Source organism: Pseudomonas sp. AC083, from assembly GCF_979253165.1.
Window position 1 is genome coordinate 108130 of the sequence record NZ_CEEDDH010000005.1, and the last position, 18984, is coordinate 127113.

The 18984-nt window shown below is 60.8% G+C and carries 16 protein-coding genes; 8 read left to right on the forward strand and 8 right to left on the reverse strand.

Annotated elements, in window-relative coordinates:
* Positions 1-401 precede the first annotated feature (401 nt).
* From AC0IXA_RS10815 to AC0IXA_RS10830, 4 genes are read left to right on the forward strand one after another with little or no spacing between them, the layout of a single operon-like run.
* A complete protein-coding gene (locus AC0IXA_RS10815; RefSeq protein WP_341638347.1) occupies positions 402-1067 on the forward strand; it encodes an amino acid ABC transporter permease in 666 nt (221 codons plus the stop codon).
* Complete coding sequence (locus tag AC0IXA_RS10820; protein ID WP_341638348.1) at positions 1048-1707, forward strand: amino acid ABC transporter permease; 660 nt, start codon at positions 1048-1050, stop codon at positions 1705-1707. Before AC0IXA_RS10815 ends, AC0IXA_RS10820 begins: the two co-directional genes overlap by 20 nt.
* Positions 1704-2486 carry an amino acid ABC transporter ATP-binding protein gene (locus AC0IXA_RS10825; protein ID WP_341638349.1) on the forward strand — a complete coding sequence of 261 codons (783 nt, stop codon included), beginning with the start codon at positions 1704-1706 and terminating at the stop codon, positions 2484-2486. Before AC0IXA_RS10820 ends, AC0IXA_RS10825 begins: the two co-directional genes overlap by 4 nt.
* On the forward strand, positions 2483-3355 hold the full coding sequence (locus tag AC0IXA_RS10830) for a transporter substrate-binding domain-containing protein (RefSeq protein WP_341638350.1): 873 nt from the start codon (positions 2483-2485) through the stop codon (positions 3353-3355). Before AC0IXA_RS10825 ends, AC0IXA_RS10830 begins: the two co-directional genes overlap by 4 nt.
* A gap of 111 nt (positions 3356-3466) precedes the next feature.
* Here the strand turns inward: AC0IXA_RS10830 and AC0IXA_RS10835 are convergent, their stop codons facing one another.
* Positions 3467-4627, reverse strand: a complete 1161-nt coding sequence (locus tag AC0IXA_RS10835; protein ID WP_341638351.1) for an AAA family ATPase — start codon at positions 4625-4627, stop codon at positions 3467-3469.
* A 146-nt stretch (positions 4628-4773) separates the two neighbouring features.
* Here AC0IXA_RS10835 and AC0IXA_RS10840 point away from each other — a divergent pair, with 146 nt between their 5' ends.
* From AC0IXA_RS10840 to AC0IXA_RS10855, 4 genes are all read left to right on the forward strand, one after another.
* The gene (locus tag AC0IXA_RS10840) at positions 4774-5877 is read left to right on the forward strand and encodes an efflux RND transporter periplasmic adaptor subunit (RefSeq protein WP_133337506.1); all 1104 of its coding nucleotides are present in this window, start codon (positions 4774-4776) and stop codon (positions 5875-5877) included.
* Positions 5874-6938, forward strand: a complete 1065-nt coding sequence (locus AC0IXA_RS10845) for an efflux RND transporter periplasmic adaptor subunit (RefSeq protein WP_336464073.1) — start codon at positions 5874-5876, stop codon at positions 6936-6938. Before AC0IXA_RS10840 ends, AC0IXA_RS10845 begins: the two co-directional genes overlap by 4 nt.
* Positions 6935-9997 (forward strand): efflux RND transporter permease subunit, encoded by a 3063-nt coding sequence (locus AC0IXA_RS10850; protein WP_024011164.1) that lies wholly within the window; start codon positions 6935-6937, stop codon positions 9995-9997. The genes AC0IXA_RS10845 and AC0IXA_RS10850 overlap by 4 nt, the downstream gene beginning before the upstream one ends.
* An 89-nt stretch (positions 9998-10086) precedes the next feature.
* Positions 10087-12339, forward strand: coding sequence for a glycoside hydrolase (locus AC0IXA_RS10855; protein WP_341638352.1), 2253 nt, complete (start codon positions 10087-10089; stop codon positions 12337-12339).
* Position 12340: 1 nt separating this feature from the next.
* Here the strand turns inward: AC0IXA_RS10855 and AC0IXA_RS10860 are convergent, their stop codons facing one another.
* The 7 genes from AC0IXA_RS10860 to AC0IXA_RS10890 form a co-directional block, all read right to left on the reverse strand.
* On the reverse strand, positions 12341-12967 hold the full coding sequence (locus AC0IXA_RS10860) for a class I SAM-dependent methyltransferase (RefSeq protein WP_071174050.1): 627 nt from the start codon (positions 12965-12967) through the stop codon (positions 12341-12343).
* A 106-nt stretch (positions 12968-13073) separates the two neighbouring features.
* A complete protein-coding gene (locus AC0IXA_RS10865) occupies positions 13074-13430 on the reverse strand; it encodes a DUF6124 family protein (protein ID WP_016772210.1) in 357 nt (118 codons plus the stop codon).
* 313 nt (positions 13431-13743) lie between these two features.
* Positions 13744-14388 carry a methionine ABC transporter permease gene (locus tag AC0IXA_RS10870; protein ID WP_039756400.1) on the reverse strand — a complete coding sequence of 215 codons (645 nt, stop codon included), beginning with the start codon at positions 14386-14388 and terminating at the stop codon, positions 13744-13746.
* The gene (locus AC0IXA_RS10875) at positions 14378-15499 is read right to left on the reverse strand and encodes a methionine ABC transporter ATP-binding protein (protein WP_471813003.1); all 1122 of its coding nucleotides are present in this window, start codon (positions 15497-15499) and stop codon (positions 14378-14380) included. Before AC0IXA_RS10875 ends, AC0IXA_RS10870 begins: the two co-directional genes overlap by 11 nt.
* A gap of 2 nt (positions 15500-15501) precedes the next feature.
* A complete protein-coding gene (locus AC0IXA_RS10880) occupies positions 15502-16311 on the reverse strand; it encodes a MetQ/NlpA family ABC transporter substrate-binding protein (RefSeq protein WP_341638354.1) in 810 nt (269 codons plus the stop codon).
* 118 nt (positions 16312-16429) lie between these two features.
* Positions 16430-17788, reverse strand: a complete 1359-nt coding sequence (locus AC0IXA_RS10885; RefSeq protein ID WP_341638355.1) for an LLM class flavin-dependent oxidoreductase — start codon at positions 17786-17788, stop codon at positions 16430-16432.
* Positions 17788-18981 carry an SfnB family sulfur acquisition oxidoreductase gene (locus tag AC0IXA_RS10890; RefSeq protein WP_471813005.1) on the reverse strand — a complete coding sequence of 398 codons (1194 nt, stop codon included), beginning with the start codon at positions 18979-18981 and terminating at the stop codon, positions 17788-17790. The genes AC0IXA_RS10885 and AC0IXA_RS10890 overlap by 1 nt, the downstream gene beginning before the upstream one ends.
* Positions 18982-18984 lie beyond the last annotated feature (3 nt).

Genomic DNA, 18984 nt, shown 5'->3' on the forward strand with positions numbered 1-18984 from the left:
GCTGCGATCTTTTGATCTTGCCGATACTTCAGGCCACCTGCGCTTTCAACGCCCGGCGCAACGCCACCAGCAATTTCACAATGTCCTGCGGATCCAGCCGCTGCGGCACTTTTACGTCCATGTCTTTCTTCCTTGTGGTGGATGGGCCGGAGAGTCTGGCCAAAAGCTGTGGTTCCTTGGAGGTCTTTCGTGAAAAAAAGATCCGTCCTACAGCGCAAAGAAAAATAGCCGTCTTATTCCTTCCCGGCAAACCCACAGGATAGTTTTTTGGATGATATCGATATGCTTTAACGGTATTTAAATTATGGTTTTTATACCTATAAAGTCAGTGCCTGCCGGACGGCCATCCGCCGTCCACGGATTGCATCATCGCCGCTTACCAAGCAGCGTCAGGACGCTTCATGACTTTCGACTACGCCTTTATCCTCAGCACTCTGCCGGCTTTTCTCAAAGCCGTCGGCGTGACTCTGCAGGTCGGTTTGATTGCGATCGCCACTTCGCTGCTGGTCGCGCTGCTCAACGCGACGATCCTGGTGTTTCGCACGCCATACCTGCAAAAACTGGTCGGCTTCTACGTAGAGCTGGCGCGCAACACGCCGTTGCTGATTCAGCTGTTCTTCGTCTACTTCGCTTTGCCGGCAGTGGGGATCCAGGTTTCCGGTTTCACTGCGGCGATCATCACCATGACCTTCCTTGGTGGCGCCTATCTCACCGAAGTGCTGCGCGCCGGCGTCGATGCGGTGCCCCAGGCACAACTGGAATCCGGGCGGTCGATTGGCCTGTCTCACGGGCAATTACTGCGTTATGTGATCCTGCCGCAGGCGGGGATTCTCAGCCTGCCGTCGCTGTTCGCCAATTTCATTTTCCTGTTGAAGGAAACCACCGTGGTCTCGGCGGTAGCGGTGCCGGAAATCCTCTACACCACCAAAAGCTACATCGCGATCTATTACAAAACCTACGAAATGCTCGCCGTGCTGACGCTGATCTGCGTGCTGCTGTTCTTGTCGCTGTCGCTGTTGCTCAGCCGTCTGGAAAGGAGGCTCCAGCATGGCCAGTTCGGGTCTTGAGTTGCTGTGGATATCGTTGCCTCAACTGGCCAAAGGCGCCGGGCAGACCCTCTCGATCTCGTTTCTGAGCATCGCCATCAGCACTGTCGGCGGTGTGCTCTACGGTGTTCTGCGCACGTTGAACGTAACGTGGCTGAACGCGATTCTGCGCATCTATCTGGAGCTGTTCCGGGCGATTCCGGTGCTGGTCTGGTTGTATCTGCTGTTCTTCGGTTTGCCGATTTTCTTCGGCCTGAGCCTGCCGAGCTTCTGGTGCGCGGTGCTGGTGCTGTCGCTGTGGGGCGCCAGCGAGGTTGGCGAAGTGGCGCGCGGTGCGCTGCATTCGTTGCCGCGCGGACAGCGTGAAGCGGGGCTGTCGATCGGCCTCAATGCGGCCCAACTCTATGGCTACGTGCTGCTGCCGCAAGCGCTCAAGCGCATGACGCCGCCGACCATCAACGTCTATACGCGGATCATCAAGACCAGTTCCCTGGCGGTGCTGATCGGCGTCGTCGATGTGATCAAGGTCGGCCAACAGATCATCGAGCGCACCTACGAATCGGTACTGATTTACGGTGCGCTGTTCCTGTTTTTCTTTTTCATCTGCTACCCGCTTTCGGCCGCTTCGCGCGTGCTGGAGCGGCGCTGGACGCAAGCATGAGCGCACTGATCAAGTTTCACGGCTTCAACAAATTCTATGGCGCGCAGCAGGTGCTCGACGGCATTGACCTGCAAGTGCAGAGCGGCGAAGTACTCGTCATTCTTGGTCCCAGCGGTTGCGGCAAAAGCACTTTGCTGCGTTGCCTCAATGGTCTGGATGAGGCCCACAGCGGCAGCCTGAAATTCCTCGACCGAGAGCTGTTGGACAAGGCCACTGACTGGCGCGAAATCCGTCAGCAGATCGGCATGGTCTTCCAGAGCTATCACCTGTTCCCGCACATGAGCGTCCTGGACAATCTGCTGCTCGGCCCGCTCAAGGTGCAGAAGCGTCAGCGCCGCGAAGCGCAGCAGCAGGCCGAAGCCTTGCTTGAGCGTGTCGGCCTGCTGGACAAGCGCGATGCTTTCCCGCGTCAGCTCTCGGGCGGCCAGCAGCAGCGCATCGCCATTGTCCGCTCGCTGTGCATGAATCCACGGGTCATGCTCTTCGACGAAGTCACCGCCGCCCTCGACCCGGAAATGGTCAAGGAAGTGCTGCAAGTCATTCAAGGCCTGGCCCGCGAAGGCATGACCCTGCTGATCGTCACCCACGAAATGGCCTTCGCCCGCGCGGTGGCCGACCGCATCGTGTTCATGGATGCCGGGCGCATCCTTGAACAGTCCCCACCCGAGATTTTCTTTACGAACCCGCAAACCGCACGCGCGCAGCAGTTTCTGGAGAAGTTCTCCTTCGTTGCCACACTGCCAGAAACGAATCCGACAAAGGAACTGGAACCGCTATGAAAACTGCAGCTTTGTTAATGCCTCTGCTCAGCCTCGCCTTGCTTGCCGGTTGCGGTAAAACCGAAGAGCCGCCAAAGCCGAAAGTCGCCAGCGAAAGCGCCGCGCCGGCCGGTTATCTGGACAAGATCAAGGCCCGCGACAAACTGATCGTCGGCGTCTTCACTGACAAGCCCCCGTTCGGTTTCGTCGATGAGGCCGGGCGCTACGTTGGCTTCGACACCGACATTGGCCGGCGCTTCGCCAAAGATCTGCTCGGCGATGAAAAGAAGGTCGAGTTTGTTGCCGTCGAGCCGGCCAGTCGCATTCCGTTTTTGCAGAGCGACAAGGTCGACCTGATCCTCGCCAACATGACCGTCACCCCGGAGCGCAAGGAAGCGGTGGATTTCACCAACCCGAACCTCAAGGTGGCCGTGCAGGCGCTGGTGCCGCAGGGCAGTTCAGTGAAAAAACTGGATGATCTGGCGACGCGCACCACGATTGTCACCACCGGCACCACCGCGGATATCTGGCTGACCAGGAACCACCCGGACTGGAAACTGCTCAAGTTCGAGAAGAACTCCGAATCGCTGCAAGCCTTGGCCAATGGCCGTGGCGATGCCTATGCACAGGACAATCTGGTGCTGTTCAGCTGGGCCAAGCAGAACCCGGGCTATCGCGTGCTCGAGGAAAAGCTCGGAGCCGAGGCGCCGATTGCGCCGGCAGTGAAAAAGGGCAATCTCGAGTTGCGTGATTGGGTCAACAGCGAATTGGCCAGGTTGGGCGAGGAGAAATACCTGCTCAAGCTGTATGACCAATATGTGCGCAAAGAACTGAGTGATGACACCCGGCCTGAGAGTGTGATTGTTGAAGGGGGCAAGTGGCAGGGCTAGTGCCTTGATTCAGCGGTGACGCTTGAATCGCTTTCGCGAGCAGGCTCGCTCCCACATTTGACCGCGTACGATTGTGGGAGCGAGCCTGCTCGCGAATTTTTCAGTCACCGCTCAATCCGGCCACTGCCACGCCGGCTCATCCAGCACCCGCTGCCCGACAATCCCGGTCTGCCCCAGCGTCTTCTCCAGCACGATGCAATTGCATTCCGGGTCTTGCTGCAACGCCGAGATCAATCGCCGCGCATGTGACACCACCCACACCTGACACTGCTCCGAAGCGCGAATGATCAAGCGCGCCAGCGCCGGCAGCAGGTCTGGGTGCAGGCTGGTTTCCGGTTCGTTGAGCACCATTAGTGTCGGCGGTCGCGGTGTCAGCAACGCCGCAACCAGCAGCAGATAGCGCAAGGTTCCGTCTGACAATTCCGCCGCCGACAATGGCCGCAACAAGCCTTCCTGATAAAACTCGATAGCGAAGCGTCCACCGGCCAACGGCGCGATTTTCAGTCGCGCGCCGGGAAACGCATCGCTGATCGCCGCTGTTAACGCCTGCGGATCGCCAATCTCGATAATCGTCTGCAGGGCCGCTGCCAGATCACGGCCATCGTGATGCAGCACGGGCGTGCGTGTGCCCAGTTGCGGCTGACGCACCGGCGCGTCGGCATCGCTGCGAAAGTGATCATAAAAGCGCCAACGCCGGATGAATTCGCGCATCTGGAACACTTCCGGCGAGCTGCGCAGATTGCCGACCTGATCGAACAGGCTGTCGAAGTTCGGCGTGTGTTGCGCCAGCACATCCCAGGCGCGACCTTCGCGGGCGCGGATCATCGGACCGTTGCGGTCGACCAGCAGGCTCGCCGGGCGAAACACCGGGCCGGCCCAGATGCACTCACGCTTGATTTCCGGGTCGAGGGCAAAGCATGAAGTGCTCGGCTCCGGCAGGCCCAGGCCGATGGCGTAGCTGAAATCCTCGCCGGCGAATCCCAGTCGCAAGCGCTTGGCGCCGTGGCGCACCGTCGGCTCGATGGCCACTTCACCGTTGCGCATGCGTCGACTGATGGTTTCCGGTCCGGCCCAGAACGTCGAGTCCAGCCCGCCTTCACGCGCCAGCGCATTGACCACGCCGCCCTGGGCGGTTTCCGCCAGCAGGCGCAAGGCGCGATAGAGGTTGGACTTGCCGCTGCCGTTGGGCCCGGTAATCAGGTTCAGGCGCCCGAGCGGAATCACCAGTTTGTTGATCGAGCGGTAATTGGCCACCGCCAGGGTGTTGAGCATGAAATCCTTCTCCGGGTCACTGCGATACGCGGGCAGCATACCTTTAATGAGATAAATCTGGTGTTGGCGCCCGCAACCGTGGAACCCTGTTCTAAGCTCTGAAGTCGTATCGTCTCGACAGCAGCATTTAAGGCCAAGGAGTGTGCATGGCGGGTCCCGGATTGAAAGTGCTGATGGCCGTGAGCGCCATGGCGTTGCTCACCGCATGCGGCGACAAGAAACCTGCTCAGGAATACTTGCCACGGGTCTTTGTGCAAGAGGTCGAACCGGCCAACTACGCCGCCGCGGTGACCCTCACCGGTGATGTGCAGGCGCGGGTGCAGACCCAGTTGTCATTCCGCGTCGGCGGCAAGATCATCCAGCGCATGGTCGATGTCGGCGACCGCGTCACGGCCAAGCAGGTGCTGGCCAAACTCGATCCGAAAGATCTGCAGACCAACGTCGATTCCGCTCAGGCCCAGGTCGTCGCCGAACAGGCCCGCGTGAAGCAAGCGGCAGCCGCTTTCGTGCGTCAGCAAAAACTCCTGCCCAAGGGCTACACCAGCCAGAGCGAATACGATTCGGCGCAAGCCGCGCTGCGCAGCAGCCAGAGCGCATTGAGTGCGGCGCAGGCGCAGTTGGCCAACGCCAGGGACCAGCTCAGTTACACCGCGCTGATCGCCGATGCGCCCGGGGTGATCACCGAGCGCCAGGCCGAAGTCGGCCAGGTGGTGCAGGCCACTGCGCCGATTTTCAGCCTCGCCCGCGATGGCGACCGCGACGCGGTATTCAATGTCTACGAATCGCTGCTGGCCGAGCGTCCGTCCGATCGTTCGATCGTGGTCAGCCTGCTCGACAATCCCGAAATCAAAACCACCGGCACCGTGCGTGAGATCACGCCATCGGTGTCGGCGCAATCGGGCACCGTGCAGGTCAAGGTCAGCCTCGACAAGCTGCCGCCGGGCATGCAGCTCGGTTCGGTGGTCAGTGCCACCGCCAAGGGCACCGGCAAATCGGCGGTGGAACTGCCCTGGTCGGCGCTGACAAAAAACATCAGCGACCCGGCGGTATGGCTGGTCGATGACAAGGGCGAGGCGCAGTTGCATACGGTCACGGTCGGTCGCTACCTGACCGGCAAAGTGATCATCAGCGAAGGCCTCAAGGGCGGCGAGAAAGTCATTGTCGCCGGCGGCCAGTTGCTGCACCCCGGCATGAAAGTCGAGATTGCCGAAAACACCTACAAGGATCTGCAACCGGGAGCGCAGCCATGAAGCGCCTCGGCCTGTTGTGCATGGCGCTGCTGCTGGGCGCTTGTTCGGAAAAGGAAACGCCGCCGGAACCGGTACGTCCGGTGCTGTCGGTCACGGTCAAAGCGCTGAACGAAGAAAGCCTCGGGCGCTTTGCCGGCAGCATTCAGGCGCGTTACGAGAGCAACACCGGTTTCCGCGTCGGTGGACGCATCGCCAGTCGCAACGTCGATGTCGGCGCCGAGGTGCAGAAGGGCACGTTGCTTGCCACCCTCGATCCGTCCGACCAGCAGAACCAGTTACGTTCGGCGCAGGGCGATCTGGCGAGAATCCAGGCGCAACTGATCAACGCCCAGGCCAATGCACGTCGTCAGCAAGCGCTGTTCGATCGCGGCGTCGGTGCGCAGGCGCAACTGGACGTCGCCAATACCGATCTGAAAACCACTCAGGCCTCGCTTGATCAGGCACGCGCGGCGGTCAGCCAGAGCAAGGATCAACTGAGCTACACCGAGCTGCGCTCCGATCACAAAGCCGTGGTCACCGCGTGGAACGCCGAAGCCGGGCAAGTGGTAACTGCCGGGCAACAAGTGGTGACGCTGGCGCAACCGGACATCAAGGAAGCGGTGATCGATCTGCCCGATACCCTGGTCGATCAGTTGCCCAGCGACGTGGTGTTCTCGGTGGCTGCGCAGCTCGACCCGAGCATCAACACCACGGCGATCATCCGCGAGATCGAACCCCAGGCGCAAAGCGCCACACGCACCCGCCGCGCGCGCCTGACCCTGTCGGATACGCCGGACGGTTTCCGCCTCGGCACCGCGATCAGCGTGACCCTTAGCTCGGCGATCAAACCGCGCATCGAACTGCCGCTGACGGCGTTGCAGGAAATCGACGGCAAAACCCGCATCTGGGTGATCGATACGCAAAACAAAACCGTCAACCCGCGCGACGTCAGCGTGGTCAGCCGTGGCGACAACAGCGTGGTGCTGGCCGGTGGCGTGCAGAATGGCGAGCGCGTTGTCAGCGCCGGCGTCAACAGTCTCAAACCCGGACAATCGGTAAAACTTGACGAGGACAGTCAATGAAAGGCTCTTTCAACCTCTCCGAATGGGCCCTCAAGCACCAGTCTTTCGTGTGGTATCTGATGTTCGTCGGGCTGCTGATGGGGGTGTTTTCGTACTTCAATCTCGGCCGCGAAGAAGACCCGTCCTTCACCATCAAGACCATGGTGATCCAGACCAAATGGCCCGGCGCGACCCAGGAAGAAACCCTCAAGCAGGTCACCGACCGCATCGAGAAAAAACTCGAAGAGCTCGATTCTCTCGACTATGTGAAAAGCTACACCCGCCCCGGCGAATCGACGGTGTACGTGTACCTGCGCGACACCACCAGCGCTGAGGACATTCCGCAAATCTGGTACCAAGTGCGCAAGAAGATCGACGATATTCGCGGCCAGTTTCCCCAGGGCATTCAGGGGCCGGGATTCAACGACGAGTTCGGTGACGTGTACGGCTCGGTCTACGCCTTCACCGCCGATGGCCTGACCATGCGTCAGTTGCGCGATTACGTGGAACAGGCGCGCGCAGAAATACGCAGCGTGCCGGGGCTGGGCAAGATCGAAATGGTCGGCCAGCAGGACGAAACGATCTACCTGAACTTCTCCACGCGCAAACTCGCCGCACTGGGTATCGACCAGCGCCAAGTGGTGCAGAGCCTGCAATCGCAGAACGCAGTGACTCCGGCCGGGGTGATCGAGGCGGGGCCGGAGCGGATCTCCGTGCGCACCTCGGGCCAGTTCGAGTCGGAGAAAGATCTGGCCGAGGTCAATCTCAAACTCAACGATCGCTTCTATCGTCTGGCCGACATCGCCGAGATCAGCCGTGGCTACGTCGATCCGGCGACACCGGAATTCCGCTTCGACGGCAAACCGGCGATCGGCCTGGCGATTGCCATGCAGAAGGGCGGCAACGTTCAGGAATTCGGAAAGGCGCTGCACGAGCGCATCGACCAGCTCACCGCTGACTTGCCGGTGGGCGTCGGCGTGCACACCGTTTCCGACCAGGCGGTGGTGGTGGAAGAGGCCGTTGGCGGTTTCACCAGCGCGCTGTTCGAAGCAGTCATCATCGTGCTGGTGGTGAGCTTCATCAGCCTCGGCGTGCGCGCTGGTCTGGTGGTGGCCTGCTCGATTCCGCTGGTGCTGGCCATGGTCTTCGTGTTCATGGAGTACAGCGGCATCACCATGCAGCGGATTTCCCTCGGCGCATTGATCATTGCCCTCGGTCTGCTGGTGGACGACGCGATGATCACCGTAGAGATGATGGTCACGCGCCTGGAAATGGGCGAGAGCAAGGAGCAGGCGGCGACGTTCGCCTACACCTCGACCGCATTCCCGATGCTCACCGGTACGCTGGTGACTGTCGCCGGTTTTGTGCCCATCGGCCTCAACGCCAGTTCGGCGGGTGAATACACCTTCACGCTGTTCGCGGTGATCGCCGTGGCGATGATCGTCTCGTGGGTGGTCGCGGTGTTCTTCGCACCAGTGATCGGCGTGCACATTCTCAGTGACAAGGTGAAGGCCCACGATGCCGAGCCGGGTCGCGTCGGCCGGGCGTTCAACGGCGGCCTGTTGTGGGCCATGCGCAATCGCTGGTGGGCAATCGGTGTCACCGTGCTGTTGTTCGTGCTGGCGGTATTCTGCATGCGTTTCGTGCAGAACCAGTTCTTCCCCGCTTCCGACCGCCCGGAAATTCTGGTCGACCTGAACCTGCCGCAAAACGCCTCGATCGATGAAACCCGCAAAGCGGTGGACAAGCTCGAAGCGACGCTCAAGGGCGATCCGGACATCGTGCGCTGGAGCACTTACATCGGTCAGGGCGCGATCCGTTTCTACCTGCCGCTGGACCAGCAATTGCAGAACCCGTACTACGCGCAACTGGTGATCGTCAGCAAGGACTTCGAAGCCCGCGAGGCACTCAGCCAGCGCTTGCGTGAGCGCCTGCACAAGGACTTCGTCGGCATCGGCAGCTACGTGCAGGCCCTGGAAATGGGCCCGCCGGTGGGGCGTCCGATTCAGTATCGAGTCAGCGGCAAAGATGTCGATCAGGTGCGCAAACACGCCATCGACCTGGCCACCGAACTGGACAAGAACCCGCACATCGGCGAGATCATTTATGACTGGAACGAGCCGGGCAAAGTCCTGCGCATCGACATCGCCCAGGACAAGGCGCGGCAACTCGGGCTGTCGTCCGAAGACGTCGCCAACCTGATGAACAGCATTGTCAGTGGCTCGCCGTTGACCCAGGTCGATGACGATATCTACCTGATCAACGTGGTCGGTCGCGCGGTGGATTCCGAACGCGGCACGCCGGAAACCCTGCAGAACCTGCAGATTGTCACGCCGAGCGGCACCTCGATTCCGCTGCTGGCGTTCGCCACCGTGCGTTATGAACTGGAACAGCCGCTGGTGTGGCGTCGTGACCGCTTGCCGACCATCACCATCAAGGCCTCGGTGCGCGACGAAATCCAGCCGACCGATCTGGTAAAACTGCTCAAGCCGTCGATCGACGCTTTTGCCTCGAAGCTGCCGGTCGGCTACAAAGTCGCCACCGGCGGTACGGTCGAGGAAAGCGGCAAGGCCCAGGGGCCGATTGCCAAGGTGCTGCCGCTGATGCTGTTCCTCATGGCGACGTTCCTGATGATTCAGTTGCACAGCGTGCAGAAGATGTTCCTGGTCGCCAGTGTTGCGCCGCTGGGGTTGATTGGTGTGGTCCTGGCGCTGGTGCCGACGGGCACGCCGATGGGCTTCGTGGCGATCCTCGGGATTCTTGCGCTGATCGGCATCATCATCCGCAACTCGGTGATTCTGGTGACGCAGATCGATGAGTTCGAGCAGAAAGGCTATGCGCCGTGGGACGCGGTGGTCGAAGCCACCGAACACCGGCGCCGGCCGATCCTGCTGACCGCAGCGGCAGCGAGCATGGGCATGATCCCGATTGCCCGCGAAGTGTTCTGGGGGCCGATGGCTTACGCAATGATTGGTGGCATCGTCGTGGCGACCCTGCTGACGCTGCTGTTTCTGCCGGCGCTGTATGTGGCCTGGTACAAGATTCGCGAACCGCAGAAGGATGAAAAGCCGGCGCAGTGAGATAGCCCCTGCGATCTTTGGGAAAGGTCTGACTTACAGGGTGAGCGGACTGCGCTAACGTCCCTTCTTCATTCGAAGAGGGACGTGCCATGTCGACTGTTTCCGGCTGGTTACGCGGATGGTTGCTGCTCGCTGGCTTGAGCCTGTCGCCGGCAGTACTGGCCGAAGTGCTGCTGGAAAACCAGCTTTGGCGGGTGCAGGTCGATCCTGCGACGCTGGCGGTGCGCGTTGAAGTTGCAGGCGCTGCGCCGGTGCACGCCTCGGCCGGTGTGCTGCGGCACAAGGTCAGCGACATGGTCAGGCGCGGCAATCGCATCGATTGGCAATGGGACAATGGGCGCTGGTTGCTCAGTGTTGACCTGAATCAGCGTGACCTGACGTTTTCGATTACGGCTAACTCGCCCTCGCAGATCGAGTTTATTCATCAGCCCGCCAGTGCAATGGGCCAGGCGCTGATCTGGCCGCTTGCCGAAGGGCGCTACGTGCCGCGCGGTGACCGGGTGTGGCAGAAGTTCCTGCTCGCGCAGGGCGCGCTCGATACCACCCAGGATTTGAGCCTGCCGCTTTGGGGGATGGAGTACGAGAAGTTCAGCCTGCACTGGTTGCTGACCAATCCTTACAACAACCAACTGCGCTTCAAGGCCAATGGCGATGCGCTGGGGCTGTCGACCCGGCATCGATTCACATCGCTTGAACCCTCAAAACCGCTGACCTTCAGCCTGTTTCTCGGCACTCTCGATCCCTTGGCCGGGGCCAAGCGCTACAAACAGTGGCTCATCGATAGCGATCAATATGAGACCTTGGCGAACAAGCTGATCAAGACCCCGCAAGCCGCCAAGCTGATCGGTGCCGCGCATGTCTATCTATGGGGCAACGATCTCCTCGGCCCTGACGATGTGCGCAACTGGCCGCTGCTGATTGCCCGGTTGCGCGGCTCGGGTGTGCTGGTCAGTGAACTTCGGGCAGCGATGGATCCTGAAGCGCTGCGGTTGCTCGCCAGCGAGACCGTACTCAATCGCTATCAACAGACTGTGATGCTGCGCAGTCTCAATCGCGCGCTGAACGTTCAGGCGCGCAAAACCTGGCAGGCGCGTGCGGTGCCGGACATGCAGGCGCTGGCCAACGGGTACGCTGAGGTGCGCGTGCAGCTGGCCGTTGTTCTGAAGGATACGCTGGCGCCTGATCCTTCGCGCTGGGGGCGCACCTTGTCGCGGCGAACCATTGAACGCTTGCAGAGCGCTGGACTTTCGCGTTTATGGCTTGGGCTCGGCGAAGGCTGGGAAGGTGGACTCTGGCATCCGGAGGCGGTGCGCGCCGCCGTCTCTGCGGGATATCTGATTGCCCCCTATGACTCATACGAAACCGCGTTGCGCGAGGACGAAAATCCGGACTGGACCACCGCGCACCTCGGCGATCGGGCCAATACCGAGTGTGCGATCGTGGAGCAAAACGGTGCGCTGAAAAGCGGGTTTCAGCAGTCCGGTCACTATACCGATCCGCGATGTGTGCGACCGTTGCTTGAGCGGCGCATCGATGCAATCCAGAAGGTTGCCGGCTTCAACAGTTGGTTTCTCGATGCTTATGCCGCGGGGATGCTTTTCGACAGTTATCGTCCCGGCGCACCGATGACCCAGGCGCAGAATGCCGCGGGCAACGTTGCAGCATCGCGCTGGATCAGCGAAGTGTTGCAGCTGCCGAGCGGTTCGGAGGATGGCAATGCGGCCACCGCTCAGGGGGTCTTGTTCGCACATGGCATGCAGACGCCAGTGATCGGTTGGGGCGATCGCGACATGCAGCAGCCGGGCACAGCGGATTTTTTCGTCGGCCCATGGTACCCACCGGAGCAGCCGGCGGTGTTCTTCAAACCGACCCGGTTGAAGGCTGACTACCGACGCGTTCATTTCGCCCCCGCCAGCCGTTTACCGCTGTATCAGGCGGTGTTCCACGGCTCTGTCATCACCAGTCATCACTGGTTGTTCGATAACCTGAAACTCAGCGACGTGCGGGTGGAAAACGAGCTCACCCAGTTGCTCTACAACGTACCGCCGCTGTATCACCTGAGCGCGGCCAGCCTTGATCAGCGCTTGCCGCTGATCGTGCGTCAGGATCGATTCTTTCGTCCGCTGCACGAACGTCTGGCGACGCAAGCGCTGACCGCTTTTGACTGGTTGAGCGAGGATCGCCTGGTCCAGCAGACGACGTTTGCCGACGGCACGCGACTGCTGGCCAATTTCGACGCCGCTCCACGCAACTGGCAGGGCCGGACGTTACCGGGACACAGCATGACTGCACTGTTAGCGGACGGCAGCGACAGCCAGTATCAGGTACAAGCGGCGCCCTGATTCAGACTTTGCGCCACACGCTCGCCAGCCACGGCTGCTGTTCGCGCGGCAAGCCCGCAGGCCGGTAATAATGCTCCAGCTCGACAAAACCCGCCGCCGTCAGCAACCCGCGCCAGGCCTCGAGATCGTGATACGAGCCATAGCGCGGCCCGTTCCAGCCCTCTTGGTTGTCGCCTCGCGGATTGGAACTGAACAGCACGCCACCCGGTTTCAAAGTGCCGTGCAGTTGCCGTAGCACTTGCGGCAACACCTGCAATGGCACATGAAACAGCACGGCATTGGCGAAGATGCCGTCGAAGCGCTCGGCCGGCAGATCAAGCTTGAGAAAGTCCTGCTGCCAGACTTCACAACCGCTGTCCTGGCGGGCCATGCGCGCGAATTCCTGTGAGCCATCAAGGCCGATCGCGACGTGGCCCATGCGCGTGAAGGTTTGCAAATCCCGGCCCGGCCCGCAGCCGAAATCGAGAATCGTGAAAGGTGCTTCACCGTGAATGTGGCGCAGCAAGGCCTCAATGTTCTGGCTGACATCGTGGTCGCGCGTGCCTTCACGGAAATCCTCGGCCACCGAGTTGTAGTGACCGAGGGTAGTGGCGGTGATCTGTTCGAGGTCGCTGGGCGTTTGCTTCATGTTCGATGCTGTATTGGTGGTGTGAGGGCGGACTATAAGCTTTTTCACCGGCAAAAAAACGCCGCCTGCGCTGGGGGCCAGTGCAGGCGGCGCCGGATGCCAGGCTTCAGTGCTGCTTCGCTCCCAGACAATCGATCGAGCGATCCATCATCGCTTTGGCCATTTCCAGCAGATGCCAGACCGAGAACACCATGGCCCGATCCGCGCCCCCGAGCTGGTCACCGCATTGATGGACGGTCACCGAAGCGCAGCGCAGCAGATCGGCAACATACAGTTGGGCGTCCTCCAGCGTCACATCTTCGCTGATGCTGTAGACGCGTTTCTGTCCAGCCAACGTGACCTGATTGCCGGCCAGATGTGAGTCGACGGCGCGGCACAGTGCAGAGCGATCCTTGAGCAAATCCTCGGTGAACCGCTTGCTTGAGGTAAGGCTAAGTGGCGGATCGGCAAGTTTCTTTTCCATGGGTAAACTCCTGACTTCAAGTGGGAGCCAACCATTTCGCGACTAAACGAGCAGGACGGCGGCTGCACGAGGATCAGTTGCCGGCCGGACAACTGAATCCAGTCACCGCAAAACAGTGACGACCGGAGATTAGCTACAGGATATTTCGGGTACAAGCGGGCAAATTATTCTAGGAATCGTCCTGCAAACCCGCGTGCTTCAGGCTGGCGAAACGACAAAAGTGGTGTAGGAAGCATCTGATTTTAATGAAGGGCATCGCCCAAAATAACGCGATCAGATGGGCTCGGTTGATGGCCACCTGCCGCTATTGACCTTAGCGCTTATTCAGCCCCCGCGCCAGCCTGTCGCCACCCAACTGAATCACCGCCACCAGCGCCACCAGCAAGACGATCACCGTCAACATGATCTGGCTATCGAAGCGCTGATAACCGTAGCGGTAAGCGATATCCCCCAGCCCACCAGCACCAATTGCCCCAGCCATGGCCGACGAATTGATCATCGTCACCAGGGTGATGGTGAACCCCCCGACAATCCCCGGCAGCGCCTCGGGCAGCAGCACATGCCAGACGATGTGCCAGCGCCGGCAACCCATGGCCTGCGCGGCTTCGATCAGGCCATGATCGACCTCGCGCAGACTGACTTCGGCGATCCGCGCGAAGAATGGCGTTGCGGCGATTGTCAGCGGCACCACAGCGGCCCACACGCCATACGTGGTGCCGACGATCAGGCGGGTGAATGGAATCAGCGCGACCATCAGAATCAGGAACGGGATCGAGCGGAACAGATTGACGAAGGCGCCCAGCGCACGGTTCAACAGTGGCGCTTCGTAGATCCCGCCCTTGTCGCTGGTGACCAGAATCACCGCCATGGGAATCCCCACCAGCAGCGCGATCAACGAGGACACGCCAACCATCAGGAAGGTGTCGATAAAACCCTGCAGCAAGCGATCAAACCACATAGCCCAATACCTCCACTCGTTGCGCCCACTGCCCGGCGCGCTCGCGCAATTGCTCGGCGCTGAACGCCGAACCGCTGACGGCCAGTAATAGCTGCCCCAGCGCGTGTCCCTGAATTCGTTCGACGCCGCCCTGAAGCAGCTTCACACGCCCACCCAACGCCGCAAACAACGCGGCCAGATCCGGCTCATCAGCGGCACTGCCGGTGAACTGCAAACGCAACACCACCGCTGCATTTGAAGCCGTAGATTGCGCCTGCAAGCGGCTTTGCAGTTCTTCCGGCAAGGCGTGTTGCAGCGGTGCGAGCAAGGTCTGGCTGACTGCGTGTCGCGGATTGCCGAACACTTGCCACACCGGGCCTTGCTCGACCACATGGCCGTGCTCTAGCACAACGACGCGATCGCAGATCTCGCGGATCACCGCCATCTCATGAGTGATCAGCACAATGGTCAGGCCCAGGCGTTTGTTGATCTCGCGCAACAGGCCGAGGATCGACTGCGTGGTCTCCGGATCCAGCGCCGATGTCGCCTCATCGCAGAGCAGAATGTCCGGGTCATGCACCAGCGCGCGGGCAATGCCGACACGCTGTTTCTGCCCACCGGAGAGCTGCGCCGGATAAGCCTTGTGCTTGCTGTGCAGGCCGACCAGTTCAAGCAGTTCGCGGACCTTGTTGTCGCGCTGCTCCTTCGGCACGCCGGCGACTTTCAGCGGCAACTCGACGTTCTGCCAGACGGTCTTGGCCGACATCAGATTGAAGTGCTGGAAGATCATGCCGATGCGCCGGCGCAGGGCGACGAGGCGGTCTTCATCGAACTCGCCGATATCGACCTGATCGATCAACACCCGCCCCGACGTTGGCTGCTCCAGGCGATTGATCGTGCGGATCAGCGACGACTTGCCAGCGCCGCTGCGGCCGATGATGCCGAACACTTCGCCGCGTTGAATCGCCAGGTCGATGCCCTGCAAAGCCGCGACCGGACCTTGCCGGCCGTTGTAGGTTTTGCCCACGCCGATAAAGCGTACGTGGGCGCGATTCAACTCGGGGTGCAGCTGGGTTTTTTCAGCATTGTGTGGCTCTGGAAGCTCCAGTCGCCGTTGGATCGCTGCGGTCATGTTCAGCTTTCCCAGCCGGCCTGATAGAGCTTGCCGTGGGCCTTGTCCAGCGCCGCGCGAACGGCCGGCGAATGCTGATAGATGTCGACGAACTTGATCAGGCGCGGGTCGGTTTTGCTCTTCGGCTGGATGACGAATTGGATCACGTATTCCTTGTGATCGAGACCGTCGAACAGCAGCGCCGAGCCGGCATCGAAGGTCTTCGCCAAGCGAATATAGGCTGGATAACCCTGGACCAGATCGGCGTCGTCATAGGCGCGCACCAGCTGCACGGCTTCGACCTGCAGGATCCTGATCTTTTTCGGATTGGCGACGATGTCGTCCTCGGTGGCCTTGTAACCGACGCCCGGTTTCAGGGTGATCAAACCGGCCTTGGCGAGCAATTGCAGACCGCGACCGCTGTTGATCGGGTCGTTGGCGATGGCGACGCTGGCGCCTTCGGGCAGTTCATCGAAGCTTTTGTATTTCTTCGAATACAGGCCGACGTTGTTGATGATCCCAGGAGCGAATGGCACCAGATCGAAACCGGACGCGGCTTTGGCGTTTTCCAGAAACGGAATGTGCTGGAAATAATTCACATCGATGTCGCCAGCGGCGAGGCTGACGTTGGGCGCGATCCAGTCGGTGAATTCCACCAGCTCGACTTTCAGGCCTTGTTTGGAGGCCTCTTCGACGGCGGCTTCCAGCGGGATGGCGAAAGCGGCGGTGGTGCCGATTTTCAGCGGCGCATCGGCAGCGAATAGCGCCGAGCTGAACAGGCCGAAGGCCAGGGCCAGTGCTTTGACTGGGTGGGACAAGAGTTTTTTGGTCATGGTGGTTTTTCCAGTCAGTGCATGATTTTGTGGTGCCGGGGAGGGCCTCTTCGCGAGCAGGCTCGCTCCCACAGGGGTACGCATTTCAAATGTGGGAGCGAGCCTGCTCGCGAAACTTTTAATGCCGGTACGAAGAGCCGGTATGTTGCTCAGGCAACTGCGCCTCACCGTGAAACAATTTCTCGCGCAAGCTGCCGCTGTCATACGCAGTCTTGTACGAGCCGCGTCGCTGCAACTCGGGAATCACCAGTTCGATGAAATCGACATAGCTTTCCGGGGTGACGATGCGGGTCAGGTTGAAGCCGTCCAGACCGGTCTCGGCGATCCACGATTCGAGTTCATCCGCCACCTGCTCGGGCGAGCCGACCACGGTGATGTAACGACCACCGAGGGCGTGCTGGTCGAGCAATTTGCGCCGGGTCCAGTCGTTGTTTTGCAGGTTTTTCGTCGCCGACTGAATCGCATTGCTCTTCACGTACTGGATCGGCTCATCGATTTCGTATTGGGCAAAGTCGATGCCGGTGGAGGCGGAAAAATGCGCCACGCCGGCCTCGGCGCTGGCGTAGCTGAGGTACTCGGCATGCTTGGCCCACGCCGCTTCTTCGGTGGCGCCGACGATCACATTGAGGCCCATGAATACCTTGATGTCTTGAGGATTGCGCCCGGCTTCGACGGCGCTGGCACGGACCTTGTCGACCTGCACTTTGGTCGATGCTTTGTTCTGGCCGCTGATGAATACGCACTCGGCATGACGCCCGGCGAAGAGCAAGCCGCGATCGGAGCTGCCGGCTTGGAACAATACCGGCGTGCGCTGCGGTGACGGCTCGCAGAGGTGATAACCCGCGACCTGATAGAACTCGCCCTGGTGCTCGACCTTGTGCACTTTGTCCGGGTTGGCGTAGATGCGCTGCTCGCGGTCGTTGCGCACCGCGCCGTTCTCCCAACTGCCTTCCCAGAGCTTGTACAACACCTGCAGATACTCTTCGGCCTGGTCGTAGCGGCGGTCATGTTCGACCTGTTCGCGCAGGCCCATGGCTTTGGCGGCGCTGTCCAGGTAACCGGTGACGATGTTCCAGCCAACCCGGCCGCGACTCAAATGATCGAGCGTCGACATGCGTCGGGCGAACAGGTACGGCGGCTCGTAAGTGAGATTGGCGGTGAGGCCAAAGCCGAGGTTTCTGGTTACAGCAGCCATCGCTGAAACCAGTAGCAGCGGATCGTTGACCGGCAACTGGATCGACTCTTTCAGCGTGACGTCCACCGAGTCCTGGTAGACGTCGTAGACGCCGACGATGTCAGCGATGAACAAGCCATCGAACAATCCACGCTCAAGCAACTGCGCCAGTTCGGTCCAGTACTCGATCGTGTTGTAGCGGGTCGAGGTGTCGCGCGGATGGGTCCACAGGCCGTGATTGATGTGGCCGATGCAGTTCATGTTGAACGCGTTGAGCAGAATCTTCTTTTTCGCAGCAGTCATCAGATCGTCCCTCGCAGCGGAGGGTTTTCATCGTTGAGGTAGTAATTGCCCACGGCGTGATATTTCCAGCGCACCGGGTCGTGCAGGGTGTGCACGCGCGCGTTGCGCCAGTGCCGGTCGAGGCCGTGTTCGCTCAGCGTCGCCTGACTGCCGGCGAGTTCGAACAGCGTGCTGCCAGCGGCGAGGGAAATTTCCGTGCTGATCGCCCGCGCTTCGGCAACTGCTATCGACGCGGCGGCGACAGTTTCGGCATTGGTTTCAGCTTGCGCGGCATCGAGGAATTCACCGGCACGTTCGAGCAAGGCTTCGGTGGCGTGCAGACGAATGCTCAAGTGGCCGAAGCTCTTCAGCGTCAGCGGATCGTCGGTAGCCTTGTCGTTGCCGGAATCGATCCACGGACGGGTTTTGCTGCGCACGAAATGCAAGGCATCTTCGTAAGCGGCGCGGGCAATGCCGGTGTCGATGGCGGCGTGGAGAATCTGTGCCAGCGGGCCGACCGTGGTCGGGCGCTCGAAAGCGCTCTGGAACGGCAGCACGTCTTCCGCCGCTACATACACATCTTCGAACACTACCGAGCCGCTGCCGGTGGTGCGCTGGCCGAAGCCGCTCCAGTCGTCGATTACCGTCACGCCCTTGCTTTCGCGCGGGACGAAGGCCAGTTGCTGTACGCCGTTTTCATCGACCACCGACGTCGGAATGCGCTGCGCGTAAATCGCCCCGGTCGAGTAGAACTTGCGACCGTTGATGCGATAACCAGCGCCGTCGCGTTCGAGGCTGGTGACGCGGTCGTGAGCGGTTCTGGTGCCCAGTTCCGCCAGCGCATTGCCGAAGCGCTGGCCGGCGAGGACCTCGGCGTACAGGCGCTGTTTCTGTTCATCGCTGCCATTCACGCGCAGCACTTCCAGTGCGTAGAAATGGTTCTGCGGAATCTGCCCGAGCGAGCCGTCGGCCTGAGCGATGAGTGCGATGACTTTGCCCAGGGTGACGTTGGATACGCCCGCGCCGCCATATTCTTTTGGCACGCTGATGCCCCACAGGCCGGAGCGGGAAAACACTTCCAGCTCGGCCAATGGCAGGCGGCGTTTGCGGTCGCGCAGGGCGCTGTCGCGTTTGAAATCTTCGGCCAGGTCGCTGGCGACGATCAGGGCTTGCTCATCGCTGGTGATGAGCGCGACGTGATGGGAAAGCGTCATAGG

What these genes read in the sequence shown, in the direction of transcription:
- AC0IXA_RS10815 (WP_341638347.1), top strand. Translation starts at nt 402, where the DNA reads ATGACTTTCGACTACGCCTTTATCCTCAGCACTCTGCCGGCTTTTCTC.
- AC0IXA_RS10820 (WP_341638348.1), top strand. Translation starts at nt 1,048, where the DNA reads ATGGCCAGTTCGGGTCTTGAGTTGCTGTGGATATCGTTGCCTCAACTG.
- AC0IXA_RS10825 (WP_341638349.1), top strand. Translation starts at nt 1,704, where the DNA reads ATGAGCGCACTGATCAAGTTTCACGGCTTCAACAAATTCTATGGCGCG.
- AC0IXA_RS10830 (WP_341638350.1), top strand. Translation starts at nt 2,483, where the DNA reads ATGAAAACTGCAGCTTTGTTAATGCCTCTGCTCAGCCTCGCCTTGCTT.
- AC0IXA_RS10835 (WP_341638351.1), bottom strand. Translation starts at nt 4,627, where the DNA reads ATGCTCAACACCCTGGCGGTGGCCAATTACCGCTCGATCAACAAACTG.
- AC0IXA_RS10840 (WP_133337506.1), top strand. Translation starts at nt 4,774, where the DNA reads ATGGCGGGTCCCGGATTGAAAGTGCTGATGGCCGTGAGCGCCATGGCG.
- AC0IXA_RS10845 (WP_336464073.1), top strand. Translation starts at nt 5,874, where the DNA reads ATGAAGCGCCTCGGCCTGTTGTGCATGGCGCTGCTGCTGGGCGCTTGT.
- AC0IXA_RS10850 (WP_024011164.1), top strand. Translation starts at nt 6,935, where the DNA reads ATGAAAGGCTCTTTCAACCTCTCCGAATGGGCCCTCAAGCACCAGTCT.
- AC0IXA_RS10855 (WP_341638352.1), top strand. Translation starts at nt 10,087, where the DNA reads ATGTCGACTGTTTCCGGCTGGTTACGCGGATGGTTGCTGCTCGCTGGC.
- AC0IXA_RS10860 (WP_071174050.1), bottom strand. Translation starts at nt 12,967, where the DNA reads ATGAAGCAAACGCCCAGCGACCTCGAACAGATCACCGCCACTACCCTC.
- AC0IXA_RS10865 (WP_016772210.1), bottom strand. Translation starts at nt 13,430, where the DNA reads ATGGAAAAGAAACTTGCCGATCCGCCACTTAGCCTTACCTCAAGCAAG.
- AC0IXA_RS10870 (WP_039756400.1), bottom strand. Translation starts at nt 14,388, where the DNA reads ATGTGGTTTGATCGCTTGCTGCAGGGTTTTATCGACACCTTCCTGATG.
- AC0IXA_RS10875 (WP_471813003.1), bottom strand. Translation starts at nt 15,499, where the DNA reads ATGACCGCAGCGATCCAACGGCGACTGGAGCTTCCAGAGCCACACAAT.
- AC0IXA_RS10880 (WP_341638354.1), bottom strand. Translation starts at nt 16,311, where the DNA reads ATGACCAAAAAACTCTTGTCCCACCCAGTCAAAGCACTGGCCCTGGCC.
- AC0IXA_RS10885 (WP_341638355.1), bottom strand. Translation starts at nt 17,788, where the DNA reads ATGACTGCTGCGAAAAAGAAGATTCTGCTCAACGCGTTCAACATGAAC.
- AC0IXA_RS10890 (WP_471813005.1), bottom strand. Translation starts at nt 18,981, where the DNA reads ATGACGCTTTCCCATCACGTCGCGCTCATCACCAGCGATGAGCAAGCC.